Source organism: Tunturiibacter gelidiferens (assembly GCF_051013345.1).
GTDB classification, from domain to species: domain Bacteria; phylum Acidobacteriota; class Terriglobia; order Terriglobales; family Acidobacteriaceae; genus Edaphobacter; species Edaphobacter gelidiferens_A.
In genome coordinates this window covers 2541028-2555100 of sequence record NZ_CP132939.1, presented here as the reverse complement: position 1 = coordinate 2555100, position 14073 = coordinate 2541028, and the positions used below count along the sequence as shown (strand labels likewise).

Sequence of the window (14073 nt, the reverse complement as noted above, 5' to 3'; positions counted from 1 at the left end):
TTTTTCTATGAGTTGCTTTGCCGTCTTGAAGAGGTGATCGACATTTGCGATGCTAGTCTCGAGAAGCTTCCGCACGGCGAATGGGCTCGAAAACAGGGGCCCTATTTTCCAACCGGCAGTATCGCCGGTTGTTCGAGCCAGAACTCGAGTAGAGATTCGCTGGGAATCGAGAGATGCTCGCCCCGTTTGGAAGCGGCGATGGCTGTCCCGCCAGCAGCACCGGCAAGCACACCAATCCCAGCGCCCTTTCCTCCTCCGGCTAGGCCGCCGATGAGCGCGCCCAGTCCAGCGCCACCGACAATCTTTTTCGCTGTATTCGAGCCTTCTCCTTCCCCTTGATCTCATATGTACTGGTTGAGAGCGGATAGGCTGTGCCGTTAATCAAGATATCGGTCAGCTCCAGTGTCAGTTCGGAACTGCCCGCCATTCGGCCGGCGGATGAAGCCGAAGCGAGACGACCATAAATTGGCGTTCCCCTCGGTGCCACCACCACATCTTCGACTGTGAGATTTGTCTCGAGACTCGCAGTAAACCGGTAGCCCGCCGTTTGTTTGCTGGAATCCACCGAATCTATCATCCGCACCAGGATCCTGGTTCCCGCTGGAACGGTGACTTGCTTTGCATCCTGCGCCGCGGCGGTCATCCCCGCTATGACAGTTACCAGCCCCGCCATGAGTATCGCCGCCCAAATCACTACTTTTCGCATTTCTAATCTCCTCTGTTTGAGTTACAAGTTTTTCCCAGCAAGGGGCAATGAAGAATCGATTTGGAGGTCAATGATCGAAAGGAGTTGATCTTCGACCTGAAAGAAGCGAGCTGCTGTGGTTGCGCCCAATGCCTGTTTGAAGCGGCCATAGTATTTTGTGAGAAGCTCAGGCCGCTGCTTGCGATATGCCAGCGCTTTCCGAATCAGCTCGTCCGCCTTTTCATCTGTCATCTGATCGTACGTACGCGCATACTCTTGAATATTCGCCATTCTCAGGTCATTCAGCTTGGCTAATTCCGCCTCGTACTCGGTGTAGATGGGCCAGAATTTTGCCGCGTCAGCGGCGCTTAGCTGCATAACCGCTCCCAGGACCTCCGCTTTCTGCTGCCGCACGTCCGAGCGCAGGAGCTCGATGTATTCCTCCGTATTTTTTGAGTATTTGAGTTCGGCGATGTGCCGGCCTGCTCCTCGGTCTGCTTCGGTTGTTTGTTATCCTGGGCCCGCGTAGCGGGGACAAAAAGCAGTGTTGCCAGAACCAGAATCCAGGCTGTTTTATCCATTTTCATCTCTCATTCTCCTTCACATTTTCTGGGTACTACATCAAACACTCTGGGCGTCGTTGAATGATCAAGTTCCCCGACGCCAATTGGCTCCTACGCATCACTGCGGACGGCACGGGATCTTCAGCTTGCGTATTCGATAGGCTAACGTCGTCCGTTTCATTCCGAGTCGCACCGCTGCACCGTCGGGACCCCCGAGAATCCAGTTGGACTTCCGGAGAGCCCGGAGGACGTGGTCCCGTTCCGCATCCACATGAGTACTCAGCTTCGAGTCCTCTCCTGAGGTGCCGCTTCTTTCAAATCGGCGAGAGGTGCACGGAGGACACTCCCGGGTGACAGGATCACCGCGCGCTCAATGAAGTTTTGCAGTTCACGCACATTGCCTGGCCACGAGTAAGTCGCCATTACTTCCATTGCCCGGGAGGGAACGGTCTCAATGCGTCGATTCATTCGCCGCGCGTACTTGTCCACGTAATGGCGCACAAGCAGGGGTATGTCCTCGCGGCGATCACGCAAAGGAGGAACAGTTAGAGGAAAGACATACAATCGGTAATACAGGTCGCTTCTGAACTCGCCATCTTCGATCATCTGTTTTAGGTCTCTGTGCGTGGCCGCGATCACCCGAACATCTACCTGCTGAGTACGGGTGCTACCTAGTCTTTCGAATTCACCCTCTTGCAAAACCCGCAATAGCTTGGGCTGCAGCTCGAGGGGAATGTCGCCCACTTCATCCAAAAAGAGAGTCCCCTTGTCCGCAGCCTCGAAGCGGCCGGCCTTTTGCATGACTGCGCCGGTGAATGCTCCTCTCTCGTGTCCAAAAAGTTCACTTTCGAGTAAGCCTGAGGGGATCGCGGCACAGTTGAGCTTAACGAACGGCCGGCCACGCCGGGTGCTCAGATTATGAATGGCACGGGCGATAAGCTCCTTTCCGGTACCCGTTTCTCCGGTGATTAGCACACCGGAATCGGTCGGTGCCACGACCTCGACCTGGGAGAGCACGCGTTGGAGCGCGGAACTCCTGCCTACAATTTCCTCAAAACGTGCCTCGGTGCGGATTTCATCCGCGCGGTAAACCCTCTCGTCGGCCAAATTATCCGGAAGCCCTCGCAGCTTTCCGTAAACTCCCGCCCATTCAACTGCCATCGCTACCTGGCGCGACAGGAATAACATGAATTCGATTTCATCCTGGGTGTAGGCCGTGTTCTCGCGCCTTCCCATCGCCAGAATGCCCAGGGTCTGGTCCCGGCTGACCAGCGGCAAGACGCAGCTACGCTTGAATCCAGCCACAACCCTATTTTGATCCCCGTCCGCGCTCGTCGATGCTAGGTCTTCGGCCTTTTCAGCCGAGGGCTTGCCAACGGACAAGACAGCAGCCGTAAGCACCTCTACCAGCGAGTCCACTGATTTCCTGTCAAGGGCGGTCTCGTCGCGCAATTCGAAAGCATTCAGGCGAAGCCGGCCGCTCTCAGGATCTACCAACCCCAGAATCGCAAAATCTGACTGGATAACGCGCCGGGCGCCCGCCACCACAGCTGTCAGAAGATCATCGAGATTCGGATTGGCAACCAGGCTGTTCGTCAGCTCCTGGAGCAGCTCGAGCCGCTCACACATCACACACAATTCCGACTGGGCGCTGCGTGACCTCTCAAAATGCAACACGCTGGCGACGGCCAGCGAGACCTGCTCCGCCACCATCGATAAGAATCGCATCTCCTCTTCGAAATAATTGTGGGGGCGAAAACTGACAAAGCTGAGTACCCCTATTGGGCCGCTCGACGTACGCAACGGCAGCCGGCAGAGAGAGCGATACTCAAAACCCAGATTCTTAAGCGCTTCTCTTCGCGGGGCGAACCGCTCATCTAGTTTCCAATCCGAGATGAAAAGTGGTTGTTTCTGTTGATAGACCCACCAATATGTCGTTTCTTCCATGGGAACATCTAGTGTTGGGAACTGCCCGGTCCCAATGGAGTGCCAGAGTACTTCGCTTGAACCTTCTTTGAAAACGATAAGATCCAGGAAATCAAAGTCCAGTAATGGCCGCATAAGGGCGCTGAGGTTGCACGGTAGATCCTCGGGGCTTTGGGACACCAGAGAATGGGAGAGGCGCGATAGCGCGTCATAGCGTTTTGCCGACGTCCCCGACTCCAACAATGGCAGGGGTAGGCGCACCCGGTGCAAAGAGCTGGTGAAAGGTGGCATCGTAGTCGGTGCAAGCTTGGTCGCGCTCATTCTACCCTCCTCATCGTCAGCGGAGCGAGTAACCAGGACCCCCGTAAACTTACTATCAAGTTTTATGCACGATGATGTTGTGGGCAACAGCTTGACCCTTGGGGAGTCGATGTTGCCAGTGGTGTTGAAGCCCCGCGAGAAAAGTCCTGAGAGGGAGTTATGAGAAGTCACAGTGGTAGCGGAATGCCAATTGCCAGCCAACCAGCACTCTTGTTACGTGATCTGAGTGCCGACGGCCCTCGAGTTCCGGGTCGGACGATCCCGAGTTTCTTCATACGAAACTGTGACGTCGTACGGTCCATAGCGAGTCGGGTCGCTGATCCCGTCGCTCCCCGCCCGCATTACAGCTAAATAATCCTTCTGCACGTCTCGTCGCAATCGCCACGGATCTCCTCGGTAATCCTCGTCGTCTAAGCTCGATGGTCTATTTGAGAGTCCGACGGAGTGCTCGATCCATTTAGACATCCAATAGCGCGATGCTAGCAATAGTTACCGCAGCAAACAATTACATCTTCCTTGTAGTCGCGAGCGGTAGCACTCGGAATAACGATGGTCTTATTCTGTTGAATTCGCCCTCGTTTAAATCGATCTATATCTTTCTGAGATTCACACTCCAACCGAAATGGAAAAGTTGTAGGTGTGGTTAACCGCGAGATTCGGCTTGAGGGGACTGCCCTTGTTTTTTGATCACTGCAAGACGATTGCCGACGGGAATATTGAGCGAATCGAATCACTTGGTGGCCGTATTGCCGTTCAGAACAGGATGGCTTTTCAGCGCGAATATGTTGTCAACGTTATGGCGCGCAGCAGGCCAAGCGCACTCCTCCAAGAATGTTGGAGACGGGAGTTCCGGTAGGGCAGGCACAGACGCCACGCGGGTCTCGAGCTATAACCCTTCCTTCTCTCTACTGGCGAGTGACCGGGGAGACCATCGGTGGGTTGAGCTTATTTCCGGAAAAACACCGGTTCAATCGCACGAAGCGCTCGAGCGCCTATTTCGTTTGGGAGCAGCTGGTTTCTACGGAAGACGGCAAGAAAGGATCGCTAGCCCAAGGGCAGCTCGCCGACTTGGCGGTCCTTTCCTCAGACTACTTTTCAATTCCTGAAGAGGAAACCAAGAACCTGGAGTCGGTGTTGACTATTGCGGGGGCAAGGGGCAAGGTAGTCTAAGCGGCAGGCGAATTCTCAAGGATGGCGCCTCACTATGTTCGTTCCAATGGTTAGTAAAGATTTTCGCGATCGCGTAGATGCTCTGCATGGGATTCGCGCCAACCGACCTGGGAAAAATGCTTCCATCAACGAAGTAAAGCCTCCGCGTCCTCCAAACGTGAAAATCCTACGTCACACGCTGTTTTGAGGCGCGAATCCATCTTGTTGGTCGCCTGTATGGGCGCTGAAGTGACCATCGTACGATTCGAGATAAAGTGCAGGTTCTCCTCCACAACCGCTGCCTGATCGGGAGAAGTCAGGACATGCGTGTGAAACGCCACGGTCGTGTCCTGTTCGCCAAGAATATTGGCCGCTATATTCACTAATCACCCGTCACACATTTTCTCGTGAATCTTCCTCATACCGTAGTCTCAATCGCACCGTTTCTTATCGCAAATCAACGTTGACCACAAGGCTCGGATGCGGCTGTCGCACGCGCGTAAGAACTTGGAATCATGTTGCCGCAGATTCTTCCACGACTGCGGTCGGCAGAGTGAAATGAAACGTCGCGCCTCGTCCGTTGTGGGGTGTGGCCCACAAACGGCCACCATGCGATTCCACGATGGAACGGCTGATCGCCAGCCCCATGCCGCTGCCTTGAGGTTTGGTGGTGAAGAAGGCATTGAAGATATCATCCGCTGCTCCGGCCGGTAATCCTATGCCGGTGTCGCTGACTAAGATCAGCACTTGCCCTCCCTCGCCTCGTCCCGTTTTGACCGTGAGCACTCCGCCGGTCTCCTTCATCGCCTCGATACCATTAAGCATCAGGTTCATCAGTACCTGCTGCAGTTGCACTCGGTCCGCCGTGATTTGGGGAAGATTGATGCCAAGGTCCGTCCGAATCGAAACGGCATGCCCGTTAGCTTCACCCCGCAACAGCAGGACCATTTCGCCGATGACCTCATTTACCGCGACCAACTCCCGTTTGGGAGGGGCCTTTTTGTACAGCGATCGCAGACGGTTGATGATTTCCGAGGCAAAGGTGCCCGCCTCGATGATTCTTTCCGTCCCTTTGCGAACTTCGGTCAGTTCGGGCGGGTCGCGCTGAAGCCAACGCAAAGATGCCTTGGCATGATTGGTTGTTGCAGTGATGGGCTGTGCCAGTTCGTGCGAGATGGAGGCGACCAGTTCTCCCATCGTGCTGACCCGACTCGCATGGGTAAGATCCGCCTGGAGTTGTTCAGCACGTTTGCGATCTTCAATGTCGTTCGCCACTGCACACCACATCTCGATCTTGCCTCGGTTATCGCGCAGAGGCCTGGCGCGCGTCTGGAACCAGCGATAGACTCCGTCCGATCGCCGAAGCCGCGCTTCATAATCCAGCGGTTGGCCAGTCGTATGCGACGCGCGCCATCTTTCTGTGACGCGCTTGAGATCGTCGGGGTGAATCGCCTTCTCCCATCCTGAACCTGAGGCCTGTTCCGAGCTCAATCCGGTGTATTCGAGCCAACCCCCGTTAATAAAAGTGCGATTGCCTTTTGGGTCGGCAACGAAAGCCAGGGTCGGCATGGTTTCTACTGCGTCGCGGAATTTCTTTTCTTGCTCCTGCAACTGGTGAACACGCATTTGATAACCGGCCCAAAGCAGTGCAAAAAAGACGGCGATGCACGACAATCGGAACCAGTAAGTTTGATAGTAGGCCGGGTCGACGTTCAAAGCGATTGCAGTTTCTGGTCCGTTCCACAACCCCTCGCTGTTGCTGGCGACTAGCCGGAATCGATAGTGGCCGGGCCCAAGGTTCGTGTAAACAGCCTCTCGCGCTGCAACCGGCTGGCTCCAGTTACTGTCGAAACCTTCGAGAAGATATCGAAAGCGAATGCGCTCGGGCGCCGCGAGACTCAGCCCCGTGTATTCAAATGTGATTCGCCTGGGAGATGGAGGAATTTGAACGAAGACGGCGAGATTTACGGTGGTGTTATCGGCGGTGATCGTCTCGATGTGTGGCAGTGCGGGAGCTGAATTGTCATTGATCTGGGATGGATTAACAACCGACAAGCCGCTGCTGAGTGAAAACCAGATTCTGCCCGCTGAATCCGAGACCACCGATCGGCTTCGCTTCACTCCTTCAGTGCTCTCGAGACCATCAGCCTGGTCATACTCGTGAACATCGACTGCCTTCACAACACCACTTAGCAGTTTGTCACGCGGAACCCGCAAAACATGATCTGAGGTAGCAATCCAAAACCTTCCGCTCTTGTCGTCCGCCATTCCGAGGACTTGTTCGCGCAAAACGTCGGGCGATTCATGAGGAACTTGAAAACGGCTAGAGGCAAAAAAGGCAAGACCAGCAGACGTTCCACTCCAGAGAGTTCCGGATGAATCCTCGAAAAGGCAGTTCACCTCTGGGGAAGGCAAACCCTCTACCGTTGTATAGGTTCTCCATTGGCCGTTTGAAAAAGAACTCAGCCCGGTAGGTGTGGCAAACCACATTGCACCATCGCGGGCTTCGAGGATGGACGAGACCGTATTCGAAGCGAGGCCGTTGGTCGTCGTGTAAGTGGTGAAGTGCCCATCTTTGAATTTGCTGACGCCGCCGTTTAGTGTGCCGACCCACACCGAACCATCGCGGCTCTCATAAACAGCATAGGCACTGTTTTGGGCCAGTCCGTGTGCCTCTGTATAACTCTCGCTCGCTTTCGCACCGTTGCGAAATCGTAAACGGGCGAGTCCGCCGCGTTGACGTCCGGCCCACACCTCATCTTCCCGTCCACTGATGGAATAGACGACCTCATTTGGTGGTATCGATGTAACGGGTTGAACGCGGCCGTTCTCGAGAACATACAGCCCACCTTGAGCGGGAGCGAACCAGGTGCGGCCCTCCGGGTGGACATATACAGGGCCATTGTGTTCGAAACGACGATCGCTAACAGAGGAATAAGTTACGAACGCACTGTCCCGAATGCGGCCGAGCCCGCGCGCACCTCCGATCCAGAGATTTCCTTCGCGGTCCTCGAACAGCGCGTTAATTCCGCCGTCTCCACGAAGCCCAGTTTCTTCGAAGAACGAAATGCCTTTTCCGTTGATGCGCAGTAGCCCGCGCGTCGTACCCACCCACATATTCGAGTCACGATCGCGCAGGAGGCTCAAAACCGGAACATTACCGAGGAACGACGGCAATTCAATGCGGCGAAAGCCTGTGTCATTCCCGTGATACAAGCCTGAGTCGGTGCCGACCCACAACTCTTCACCGATCTGCAGCAGAGAATTGATCTTTCGGTCGGGCAATCCCGCATCGACGTCGGTGACTCGCCCGCCTTTAAGAAAAAAGAGGCCATCGCCGAGCGTCCCCAGCCAAACCTTGCCGTCGGCTGTTTCGGCCATTGAGATTACTGGGGGAAGTGGGTCCCAATTTCTGAACTCCGTCTGCCGTGAAACGGAAAGTGCCCTGCTCGACGTCCGAAACCAGTACTCCGTCGTGGTTATCTTTTGACAGAACGGTAATTGCGCCTTGATCGTATCTAACGCTCTCAAACTTGCCATCTTTTTGGCGTACCAGATAGGCACCCTGGGGACGGATCCACAGTTTTCCGCCAGCATCCGTAAGCAGTTGCAATATGGGAACGTTCGAAGCGGCGGCGATGGAAGCAAAAGAGACAGGCCTGAAATTAAAGCCGTCGAAACGTATCAGGCCTTTGTCGGTTCCAATCCAGAGGTATCCATCCGCGGTTTGCGCGATGCCGTTGACAGCGCCGCCGGGAAATCTGGTTTCGATCGTCCATTGTTCGCGGACGTACTGCGAAGGCAGACGGTTGGGATCGAGTGCACGTGCATCAGTGACAGGGCCCGCTAGCACGATCCCAATAAGAGTCCATCGAGTTTGCTTCAACCAGTAATTCACGGGAGGTACTCGAATTTGTCGATTATGACCTCATTTTCGTTTTTCAGGGGTATTTTGCCTTGACGGAATACATACAAGGCGATGCGCACTGATTCGCCCTCCGGGGAAGGTACACCGGAAGTAAACACGTGCCGGTTAAGGACACGGCCGCCTGTATTGCCCGATCCGGCTAGGGTCGAAAACGTTACTTGCCCCGGTTCCCAGTGGAAGGAATGCGTGTAGGCGCCGGGGGACACCCGAAAGGCAACAGAGTTAGCCGGAACGTAGTAAGGCTGGACGACGTAATTCACGTTGGTATTCTCAGGGTCCCCCCAGCGGCCAAGCTCAACGTCCAACTCGTGCCGGGCGCTCTCTGTGCCAACGCCGTCCCAGGCGACTAGCGTTAGAAGAGCAGAAGGTTCGAGATGAGAGACATCGCGCAGGTGGAAGCTGTAGGTTCCGTATCCCAGGCTGCGCATGAGCTTCACCTCCGCCGCAGCCCATTTTCCCGGGCTTCCCGAAATGCGAAGATGCAGTGCACCGCTTTCGTCCGTCCAAACGTTCGCAGGATCGAAAAAGTTTCTTGACCCAGCGTGAAAAATTGGCCCGGTGCTCGTCGTCCACTCGTAGCCGCTAAAGTTCAGTATTTTGGGCGACGGGAGTATCGGCGGTGGGCCTTCCCCGTTAACAACTGCCAGCGCCATCACGCCGTTGCCGACGGTCGGTAATGATTCAGTCTGTTCAGGCGGATTGTAGGTTGGATCAACCAGCAGGGCGGCATATTGTAATCCCAGATGGACTGAAGCTTCCCACCGGCCGTCAGCTTCGATATTCGTAAACGGCAGATCTGATTGCCGGCACACGCCCCATCGCCCATCTGTCATTGCGTACAACACAATTCGCTGCCCGGGTCGAGCCCCTGTGACACGACCTTCCATTATGTCTCTCTTATAGTCACGACCTTCGGTTATGACTATCTTGTAGGGATCCTCCTGATATGCGGCGGCAACCTTGCCGAAAGCAACCGTCGGAGTCGAATTTTTTGATGAAGAGTGGCATCCGGTCAGCACAAAGGACGCCAACAGCACTGACAGTGTTGCGTTATATGCGACTATGTGCGAGCGCGACATCATCGATCTCCGTCACGATCCGAGGTAATCGGCGCTACGAGTAGCAAGCTCACCAACACGAAAACGCGCCGTGTCGGTCCGCGATTGGTGGCTTCCGACCTATTGTAGAACGATTGAATTACATATTGTGCATTGTTCTTATTCGCAGCGTCACCCCAGCGACTGACCTCTACGTCCATCTCGCGATAGTGCTGCTCGCCAGCCGAGTCCTCGAAGATATACAGAGTGAAGACCGCAGCAGGTTCTAAGTGAGAAGTATCCCGCACGGTTACCGAATACGTGCCGTACCCGAGACTGCGATTTAGGAATATTTCTGCACACGACCACCTGTCCGATTTCTTCTTGATCTGCAGGTGGAGCGCGCCGCTCGCATCGGTCCATGCATTTTCGGCATCGAAGAGGTTGTTCGTGCCTCCCTTGTCATTCGCAATCATGCGAACACCCCAATCGTAGCCGCTAAATTTAAGCGATCCGGTCGGCGCAAATTGCGGCGCTCCAACGCCCTTCCCGATTGTCACGAGAGCGACGGAACCGCCCTGGGTCGGAGCTACATCCATCTCGGGTTGCGGTCCAAGGTCCGGAATCGGCTTTATGGGACTGGCAACCGTTCAGCGCAATGCAGAAAACCAGTTGCAGCAAAGGTGGTTGAACCGGTCTGTACGACCTTCGTCGACTTGAACGTGATCAACGGGTCTTGCTCGACGTTGATGAAGTCCTTGCCCTTTAGCTTGTTGTTCTTCATGCCGCTACGGGTATTTACCGTGGCTGCCTGAATCTTGATATCCAAAACCACAATGGTGACATCAGAGGATGTAAACGTGAGGCTGGCGTCCCACTTATTAAAAATCCCCGTTATTGGGACGGAGGCCTTCATATCAAACTTGATAATGCTTTCCACCGGTGTAACCGCGAAAACAGGAACCCGGCGATAGCAAGGCGGCTGTTGCAAGCATCGGCAGCAGTGCCAGATATCTCATCTGCATAAACTTTCCCTTTCCTGGTCGTCGTTCAACGGCCGCGCCTGTTGCCCACAGCGGGCTGCGTGATGTAAGCCGTGCGAATGATCTTGTCCGATAGCCAATATCGACCTCCTTCTTTTCCTGTGTTTGTCTGACAAGCCTGGCTCAGATTGTGCGCGCAACCACTGCGGCCTCGGTAGCTTTCGCCTGGGCGGTGATTGTAAATGGGCGCTCGTTGACGTCTGATTAGCGCCTGTTGTGGTGGTGGTTTGGGTATTGGCGTTCGACATTGACGGTGACCCACGCGATGCGGCTTCGGCAACGAGCAAATCGGATGACAGATCTAGAAGCAAAGGAAGGAGGCCGAAGGCACCAGTCTGTGTTGCACTTGCCGAGTGAAGAAAACGAAGATTTTGTACTGGTGTCCGGCCTGCAAGAGCCAGAGCACAGAGCGACTTTCGACGGCTCAAAGTTCTCCTAAATACTGCTGACACCAACAACGATACCCTTCAGGAATGATATGAACTGCGAAGCCACCGATTATGCCTGAGACGGACACAAAAACCGACTTGAGCATCTGCCTGTTCCCGATACTCTCAAAAAACCTGAAGTACATCCCAAGGCCGGCCTGTCAAACCAAATCCTCCCGTGACGGCCGAGAACTGTGACACCCCCGACATAATTCTTGACTCCAAACTTCGTGGGCTATTTTTTCAACAATGCTGCCTTGGTCGCTGCCAGTTCCTTGAGTTTGTCCTTGCCGACTTCGGGATATTTCAAATCAAGCGAGGCCAGCGTCTCGACGACCGCCGCTGCCACAACGACTCGGGTGAACCATTTGTTGTCCGCCGGCACGACATACCACGGCGACTTTTCTGTGGCGGTGTTGCGGATCATGTCCTCGTAGGCTTCCATGTATTCATCCCAATGCTCGCGCTCGGCCGCATCGCTGGCGGAAAACTTCCAGTTCTTGTCCGAGGTTTCGATGCGTTCGAGGAAACGCTTTTGCTGTTCCTCGTTTGAAAGGTGCAGGAAGAATTTCCGCACTACGACGCCATTGTTGGAAAGATATTGCTCAAAGCTGCGGATGTCCTCGAAGCGATGTTCCCAGATTTTCTTGGTGATGAGTTCAGCCGGAACTTTTTGCCTGGCCAGAAACTCCGGATGCACACGCACGACGAGGGTTTCCTCGTAATAGCTGCGGTTGAAGATGCCGATGTGGCCGCGATTCGGGAGGCACTTCATGCAGCGCCAGAGGTAGTCGTGGTCGAGGTCCTCGGCGGACGGTGACTTGAACGAAAAGACTTGGCAACCCTGCGGATTGACGCCGGACATGACGTGCTTGATGGTACCGTCCTTGCCGGCGGCGTCCATGGCCTGAAAGATGAGCAGCACGGCCCACTTATCCTGCGCATAAAGTTTGTCCTGTAACTCGGCGAGCGCCTCAATGCCCATGGTCAGCGCCTCTTTGGCACGCACGCGTCTCCAACCCGGCCGTGAGAGAATATTCGGCTACTTCTTCTCTGCTGGTTATTACGCGTCAGCTCCCTAGCTTAGCCTGGATGGTGGTGATTGACACCTTCAAGCTGGGATTCTCACATTTCATAAGCGTTGACGTCGTCGTCAGCGGAAATGATTTTCATGTTGAAACTCCTGCAGTATGGATTGCCAGTCTTCGCTGAATGGCCGCGTAGATTCCCCGCGAGACGGAGGAGGGACGACAGGCTTCTCTGCCTTCCTCAGCAGCTCGTCCAGCCTAGCTTCGATGCGCTAACGTTTGCCTCTCTCTTCGAGATATTCATATCGGTGGTCGCCTGTCGAACTCAGATGACTGATGGTACTTAGCTATCTGAAAGGATGGAATTCCATCTTCATGTAGGGTTGCAACATCAATGAGTGGGTTCAGCCTGCATTCATCAATGCCATTTACATTTCGAAGCTATTGCGCACATGAGACAGCTGGAGCGCAGTGCTGGCCTAGCGAGGAAGCGAAAAGCTGAAGCGAGCGCCGCCATCGTCTCGATTGGCGGCAACGAGAGCGGCACCATGTGCGGCGGCGATCGACTGGCAGATTGCAAGGCCGATGCCCATGCCTTTTCCTTCCTAGTGAAGAACGCCTCGAAGATCTGCTGGAATCGGAAATACCGATCCCAAGTATCCTCTGCATCGACCACGACCTCCTCTTTTGAAAGAGGAGACCGGACAATGGGCGTTCTGTTAGAACTCCCCGACGCATTAACATAATCAATTGCATTCGATTAGGTTCAAAAGGACCTGCTGGATCTGTATTCCGTCGGCCACAATTTCAGCACGTCCGGACCAAGCTCCCAAATGAATGAAATGTCACCGCGCGAATATTGGGGTGCATCACTCTGTAGTATTTGGAGGATGAGACGGTTCACGTCGACTCGGGACTAGAAAGCAGGGGAATTCGGAACGACGGTTAGTTGTGGCTATTTCTCAATCGGCATTTGATGGAGCAGAGGGGGCATGTGTTCTGGCTAGGACAAGTTCTGATGATGTTGGTCACAGCACCATTCTGGTGAGCTAGCAAGGCCCTGCCATCGCTTCTCGACTATACCGAGATCGCACCGATCTGCCGGTATTGGATACCCATATTTACAGAATACGCCAGCTTGTAATCATCGAATCTTTCTTGTGGTTTGCAACATATAACCCTTGTCGTAACCTGTTCTTTCAGCGAACGGATTGCCGCAAAAAGATGTCCGGCTCCTTCACGCAATAGAATAGGAAACGCCTGCCCACCAAGGCGGAGGAGGTCATTCATGGGATCGCCGAACGAAATGGTGTACATCGTTGACGATGATTCGACGGTGTGCGATGCACTTTCATCTTTGCTGCGTGCAAACGGTAAAAACGTTCGATTGTTTTCTTCGGGAGCGGAGTTCCTAAGCTTTGAGCGAGGGGACGTCGGCGCATGCCTTATCCTCGACCTCAGAATGCCCGGAATGGATGGCCTGGAAGTTCAGAAACTCGTTTCGAATCAAGCATCAATTCCAGTTATCTTTGTTACCGGACAGGGTAACGTTCCCTCCACTGTGAGGGCGATGAAAGGTGGTGCGGTGGACTTTCTCACCAAGCCCATTGATGAAGCTGTGCTCCTCGCCGCCGTCGAACACGCCCTTGAGAAAGACAGAATTGCAAGATGCGAAGCGCTTCAACAGGCGGACCTACTTGCGCGCTACCATTTGCTAACGCCTAGAGAACGGGAAGTACTGCCACTTCTAGTTAGTGGTCTATTGAACAAGCAGGCTGCATGGGAGCTGGGGATCACGGAGTACACGGTTCAAATACACCGCGGGAATATCATGCGTAAGATGAAGGCGGATTCCTTTGCGAGGTTAGTCAAGCTAGCGGGAAAGCTCAAATCTTGAACAATCCACAGCAATTAACACGAATATGTAGGGTGGGTTTAGCAGTCCGTTCTTGTAGAGTTCAATAG

15 protein-coding genes are annotated in these 14073 nt (G+C 54.4%); 2 read left to right on the top strand and 13 right to left on the bottom strand.

What is annotated here, in order from left to right; genetic code table 11:
- Positions 1–259: 259 nt before the first annotated feature.
- The 4 genes from RBB80_RS12585 to RBB80_RS12570 all read right to left on the bottom strand — a co-directional run bounded on the left by RBB80_RS12585 (position 260) and on the right by RBB80_RS12570 (position 3495).
- Entirely contained in the window at positions 260–706 is a 447-nt protein-coding gene (locus RBB80_RS12585) for a hypothetical protein (protein WP_433968504.1), read from the bottom strand.
- A gap of 21 nt (positions 707–727) precedes the next feature.
- On the bottom strand, positions 728–1063 hold the full coding sequence (locus tag RBB80_RS12580; RefSeq protein WP_433968503.1) for a hypothetical protein: 336 nt from the start codon (positions 1061–1063) through the stop codon (positions 728–730).
- A gap of 303 nt (positions 1064–1366) precedes the next feature.
- Complete coding sequence (locus RBB80_RS12575) at positions 1367–1519, bottom strand: helix-turn-helix domain-containing protein (RefSeq protein WP_433968502.1); 153 nt, start codon at positions 1517–1519, stop codon at positions 1367–1369.
- An 8-nt stretch (positions 1520–1527) separates the two neighbouring features.
- Positions 1528–3495: a sigma 54-interacting transcriptional regulator gene (locus RBB80_RS12570; RefSeq protein ID WP_433968501.1), complete on the bottom strand. Its 1968-nt coding sequence runs from the start codon at positions 3493–3495 to the stop codon at positions 1528–1530.
- A 729-nt stretch (positions 3496–4224) separates the two neighbouring features.
- Between RBB80_RS12570 and RBB80_RS12565 the strand changes: the two genes are divergently transcribed.
- Positions 4225–4665: an amidohydrolase family protein gene (locus RBB80_RS12565; RefSeq protein ID WP_433969645.1), complete on the top strand. Its 441-nt coding sequence runs from the start codon at positions 4225–4227 to the stop codon at positions 4663–4665.
- Here RBB80_RS12565 and RBB80_RS12560 read toward each other — a convergent pair.
- The 9 genes from RBB80_RS12560 to RBB80_RS12520 form a co-directional block, all read right to left on the bottom strand.
- Positions 4634–4783 (bottom strand): hypothetical protein, encoded by a 150-nt coding sequence (locus RBB80_RS12560; RefSeq protein ID WP_433969644.1) that lies wholly within the window; start codon positions 4781–4783, stop codon positions 4634–4636. The genes RBB80_RS12565 and RBB80_RS12560 overlap by 32 nt on opposite strands.
- A 7-nt stretch (positions 4784–4790) precedes the next feature.
- Positions 4791–5027 carry a hypothetical protein gene (locus RBB80_RS12555; RefSeq protein WP_433968499.1) on the bottom strand — a complete coding sequence of 79 codons (237 nt, stop codon included), beginning with the start codon at positions 5025–5027 and terminating at the stop codon, positions 4791–4793.
- A gap of 130 nt (positions 5028–5157) precedes the next feature.
- Positions 5158–8025 (bottom strand): two-component regulator propeller domain-containing protein, encoded by a 2868-nt coding sequence (locus RBB80_RS12550; RefSeq protein WP_433968497.1) that lies wholly within the window; start codon positions 8023–8025, stop codon positions 5158–5160.
- Positions 7961–8497 carry a two-component regulator propeller domain-containing protein gene (locus tag RBB80_RS12545; protein WP_433968496.1) on the bottom strand — a complete coding sequence of 179 codons (537 nt, stop codon included), beginning with the start codon at positions 8495–8497 and terminating at the stop codon, positions 7961–7963. Before RBB80_RS12545 ends, RBB80_RS12550 begins: the two co-directional genes overlap by 65 nt.
- A 41-nt stretch (positions 8498–8538) precedes the next feature.
- Positions 8539–9654 (bottom strand): hypothetical protein, encoded by a 1116-nt coding sequence (locus tag RBB80_RS12540; protein WP_433968495.1) that lies wholly within the window; start codon positions 9652–9654, stop codon positions 8539–8541.
- The gene (locus RBB80_RS12535) at positions 9651–10208 is read right to left on the bottom strand and encodes a hypothetical protein (RefSeq protein WP_433968494.1); all 558 of its coding nucleotides are present in this window, start codon (positions 10206–10208) and stop codon (positions 9651–9653) included. Before RBB80_RS12535 ends, RBB80_RS12540 begins: the two co-directional genes overlap by 4 nt.
- Positions 10209–10240: 32 nt before the next feature.
- The gene (locus tag RBB80_RS12530) at positions 10241–10549 is read right to left on the bottom strand and encodes a YceI family protein (protein ID WP_433968492.1); all 309 of its coding nucleotides are present in this window, start codon (positions 10547–10549) and stop codon (positions 10241–10243) included.
- 766 nt (positions 10550–11315) lie between these two features.
- Entirely contained in the window at positions 11316–12089 is a 774-nt protein-coding gene (locus RBB80_RS12525) for a polyphosphate kinase 2 family protein (protein WP_433968491.1), read from the bottom strand.
- Between the two features lie 498 nt (positions 12090–12587).
- Positions 12588–12701, bottom strand: a complete 114-nt coding sequence (locus RBB80_RS12520; protein WP_433968490.1) for a hypothetical protein — start codon at positions 12699–12701, stop codon at positions 12588–12590.
- A gap of 695 nt (positions 12702–13396) precedes the next feature.
- Here RBB80_RS12520 and RBB80_RS12515 point away from each other — a divergent pair.
- Positions 13397–14005: a response regulator transcription factor gene (locus RBB80_RS12515; RefSeq protein WP_433968489.1), complete on the top strand. Its 609-nt coding sequence runs from the start codon at positions 13397–13399 to the stop codon at positions 14003–14005.
- Positions 14006–14073: the final 68 nt, after the last annotated feature.

Excerpts from the sequence above, each read along its gene's own strand:
- RBB80_RS12585 (WP_433968504.1), bottom strand. The coding sequence starts at position 706 with ATGCGAAAAGTAGTGATTTGGGCGGCGATACTCATGGCGGGGCTGGTA.
- RBB80_RS12550 (WP_433968497.1), bottom strand. The coding sequence starts at position 8,025 with ATGGCCGAAACAGCCGACGGCAAGGTTTGGCTGGGGACGCTCGGCGAT.
- RBB80_RS12520 (WP_433968490.1), bottom strand. The coding sequence starts at position 12,701 with ATGGGCATCGGCCTTGCAATCTGCCAGTCGATCGCCGCCGCACATGGT.
- RBB80_RS12540 (WP_433968495.1), bottom strand. The coding sequence starts at position 9,654 with ATGATGTCGCGCTCGCACATAGTCGCATATAACGCAACACTGTCAGTG.
- RBB80_RS12580 (WP_433968503.1), bottom strand. The coding sequence starts at position 1,063 with ATGCAGCTAAGCGCCGCTGACGCGGCAAAATTCTGGCCCATCTACACC.
- RBB80_RS12535 (WP_433968494.1), bottom strand. The coding sequence starts at position 10,208 with ATGGATGTAGCTCCGACCCAGGGCGGTTCCGTCGCTCTCGTGACAATC.
- RBB80_RS12515 (WP_433968489.1), top strand. The coding sequence starts at position 13,397 with ATGGGATCGCCGAACGAAATGGTGTACATCGTTGACGATGATTCGACG.
- RBB80_RS12570 (WP_433968501.1), bottom strand. The coding sequence starts at position 3,495 with ATGAGCGCGACCAAGCTTGCACCGACTACGATGCCACCTTTCACCAGC.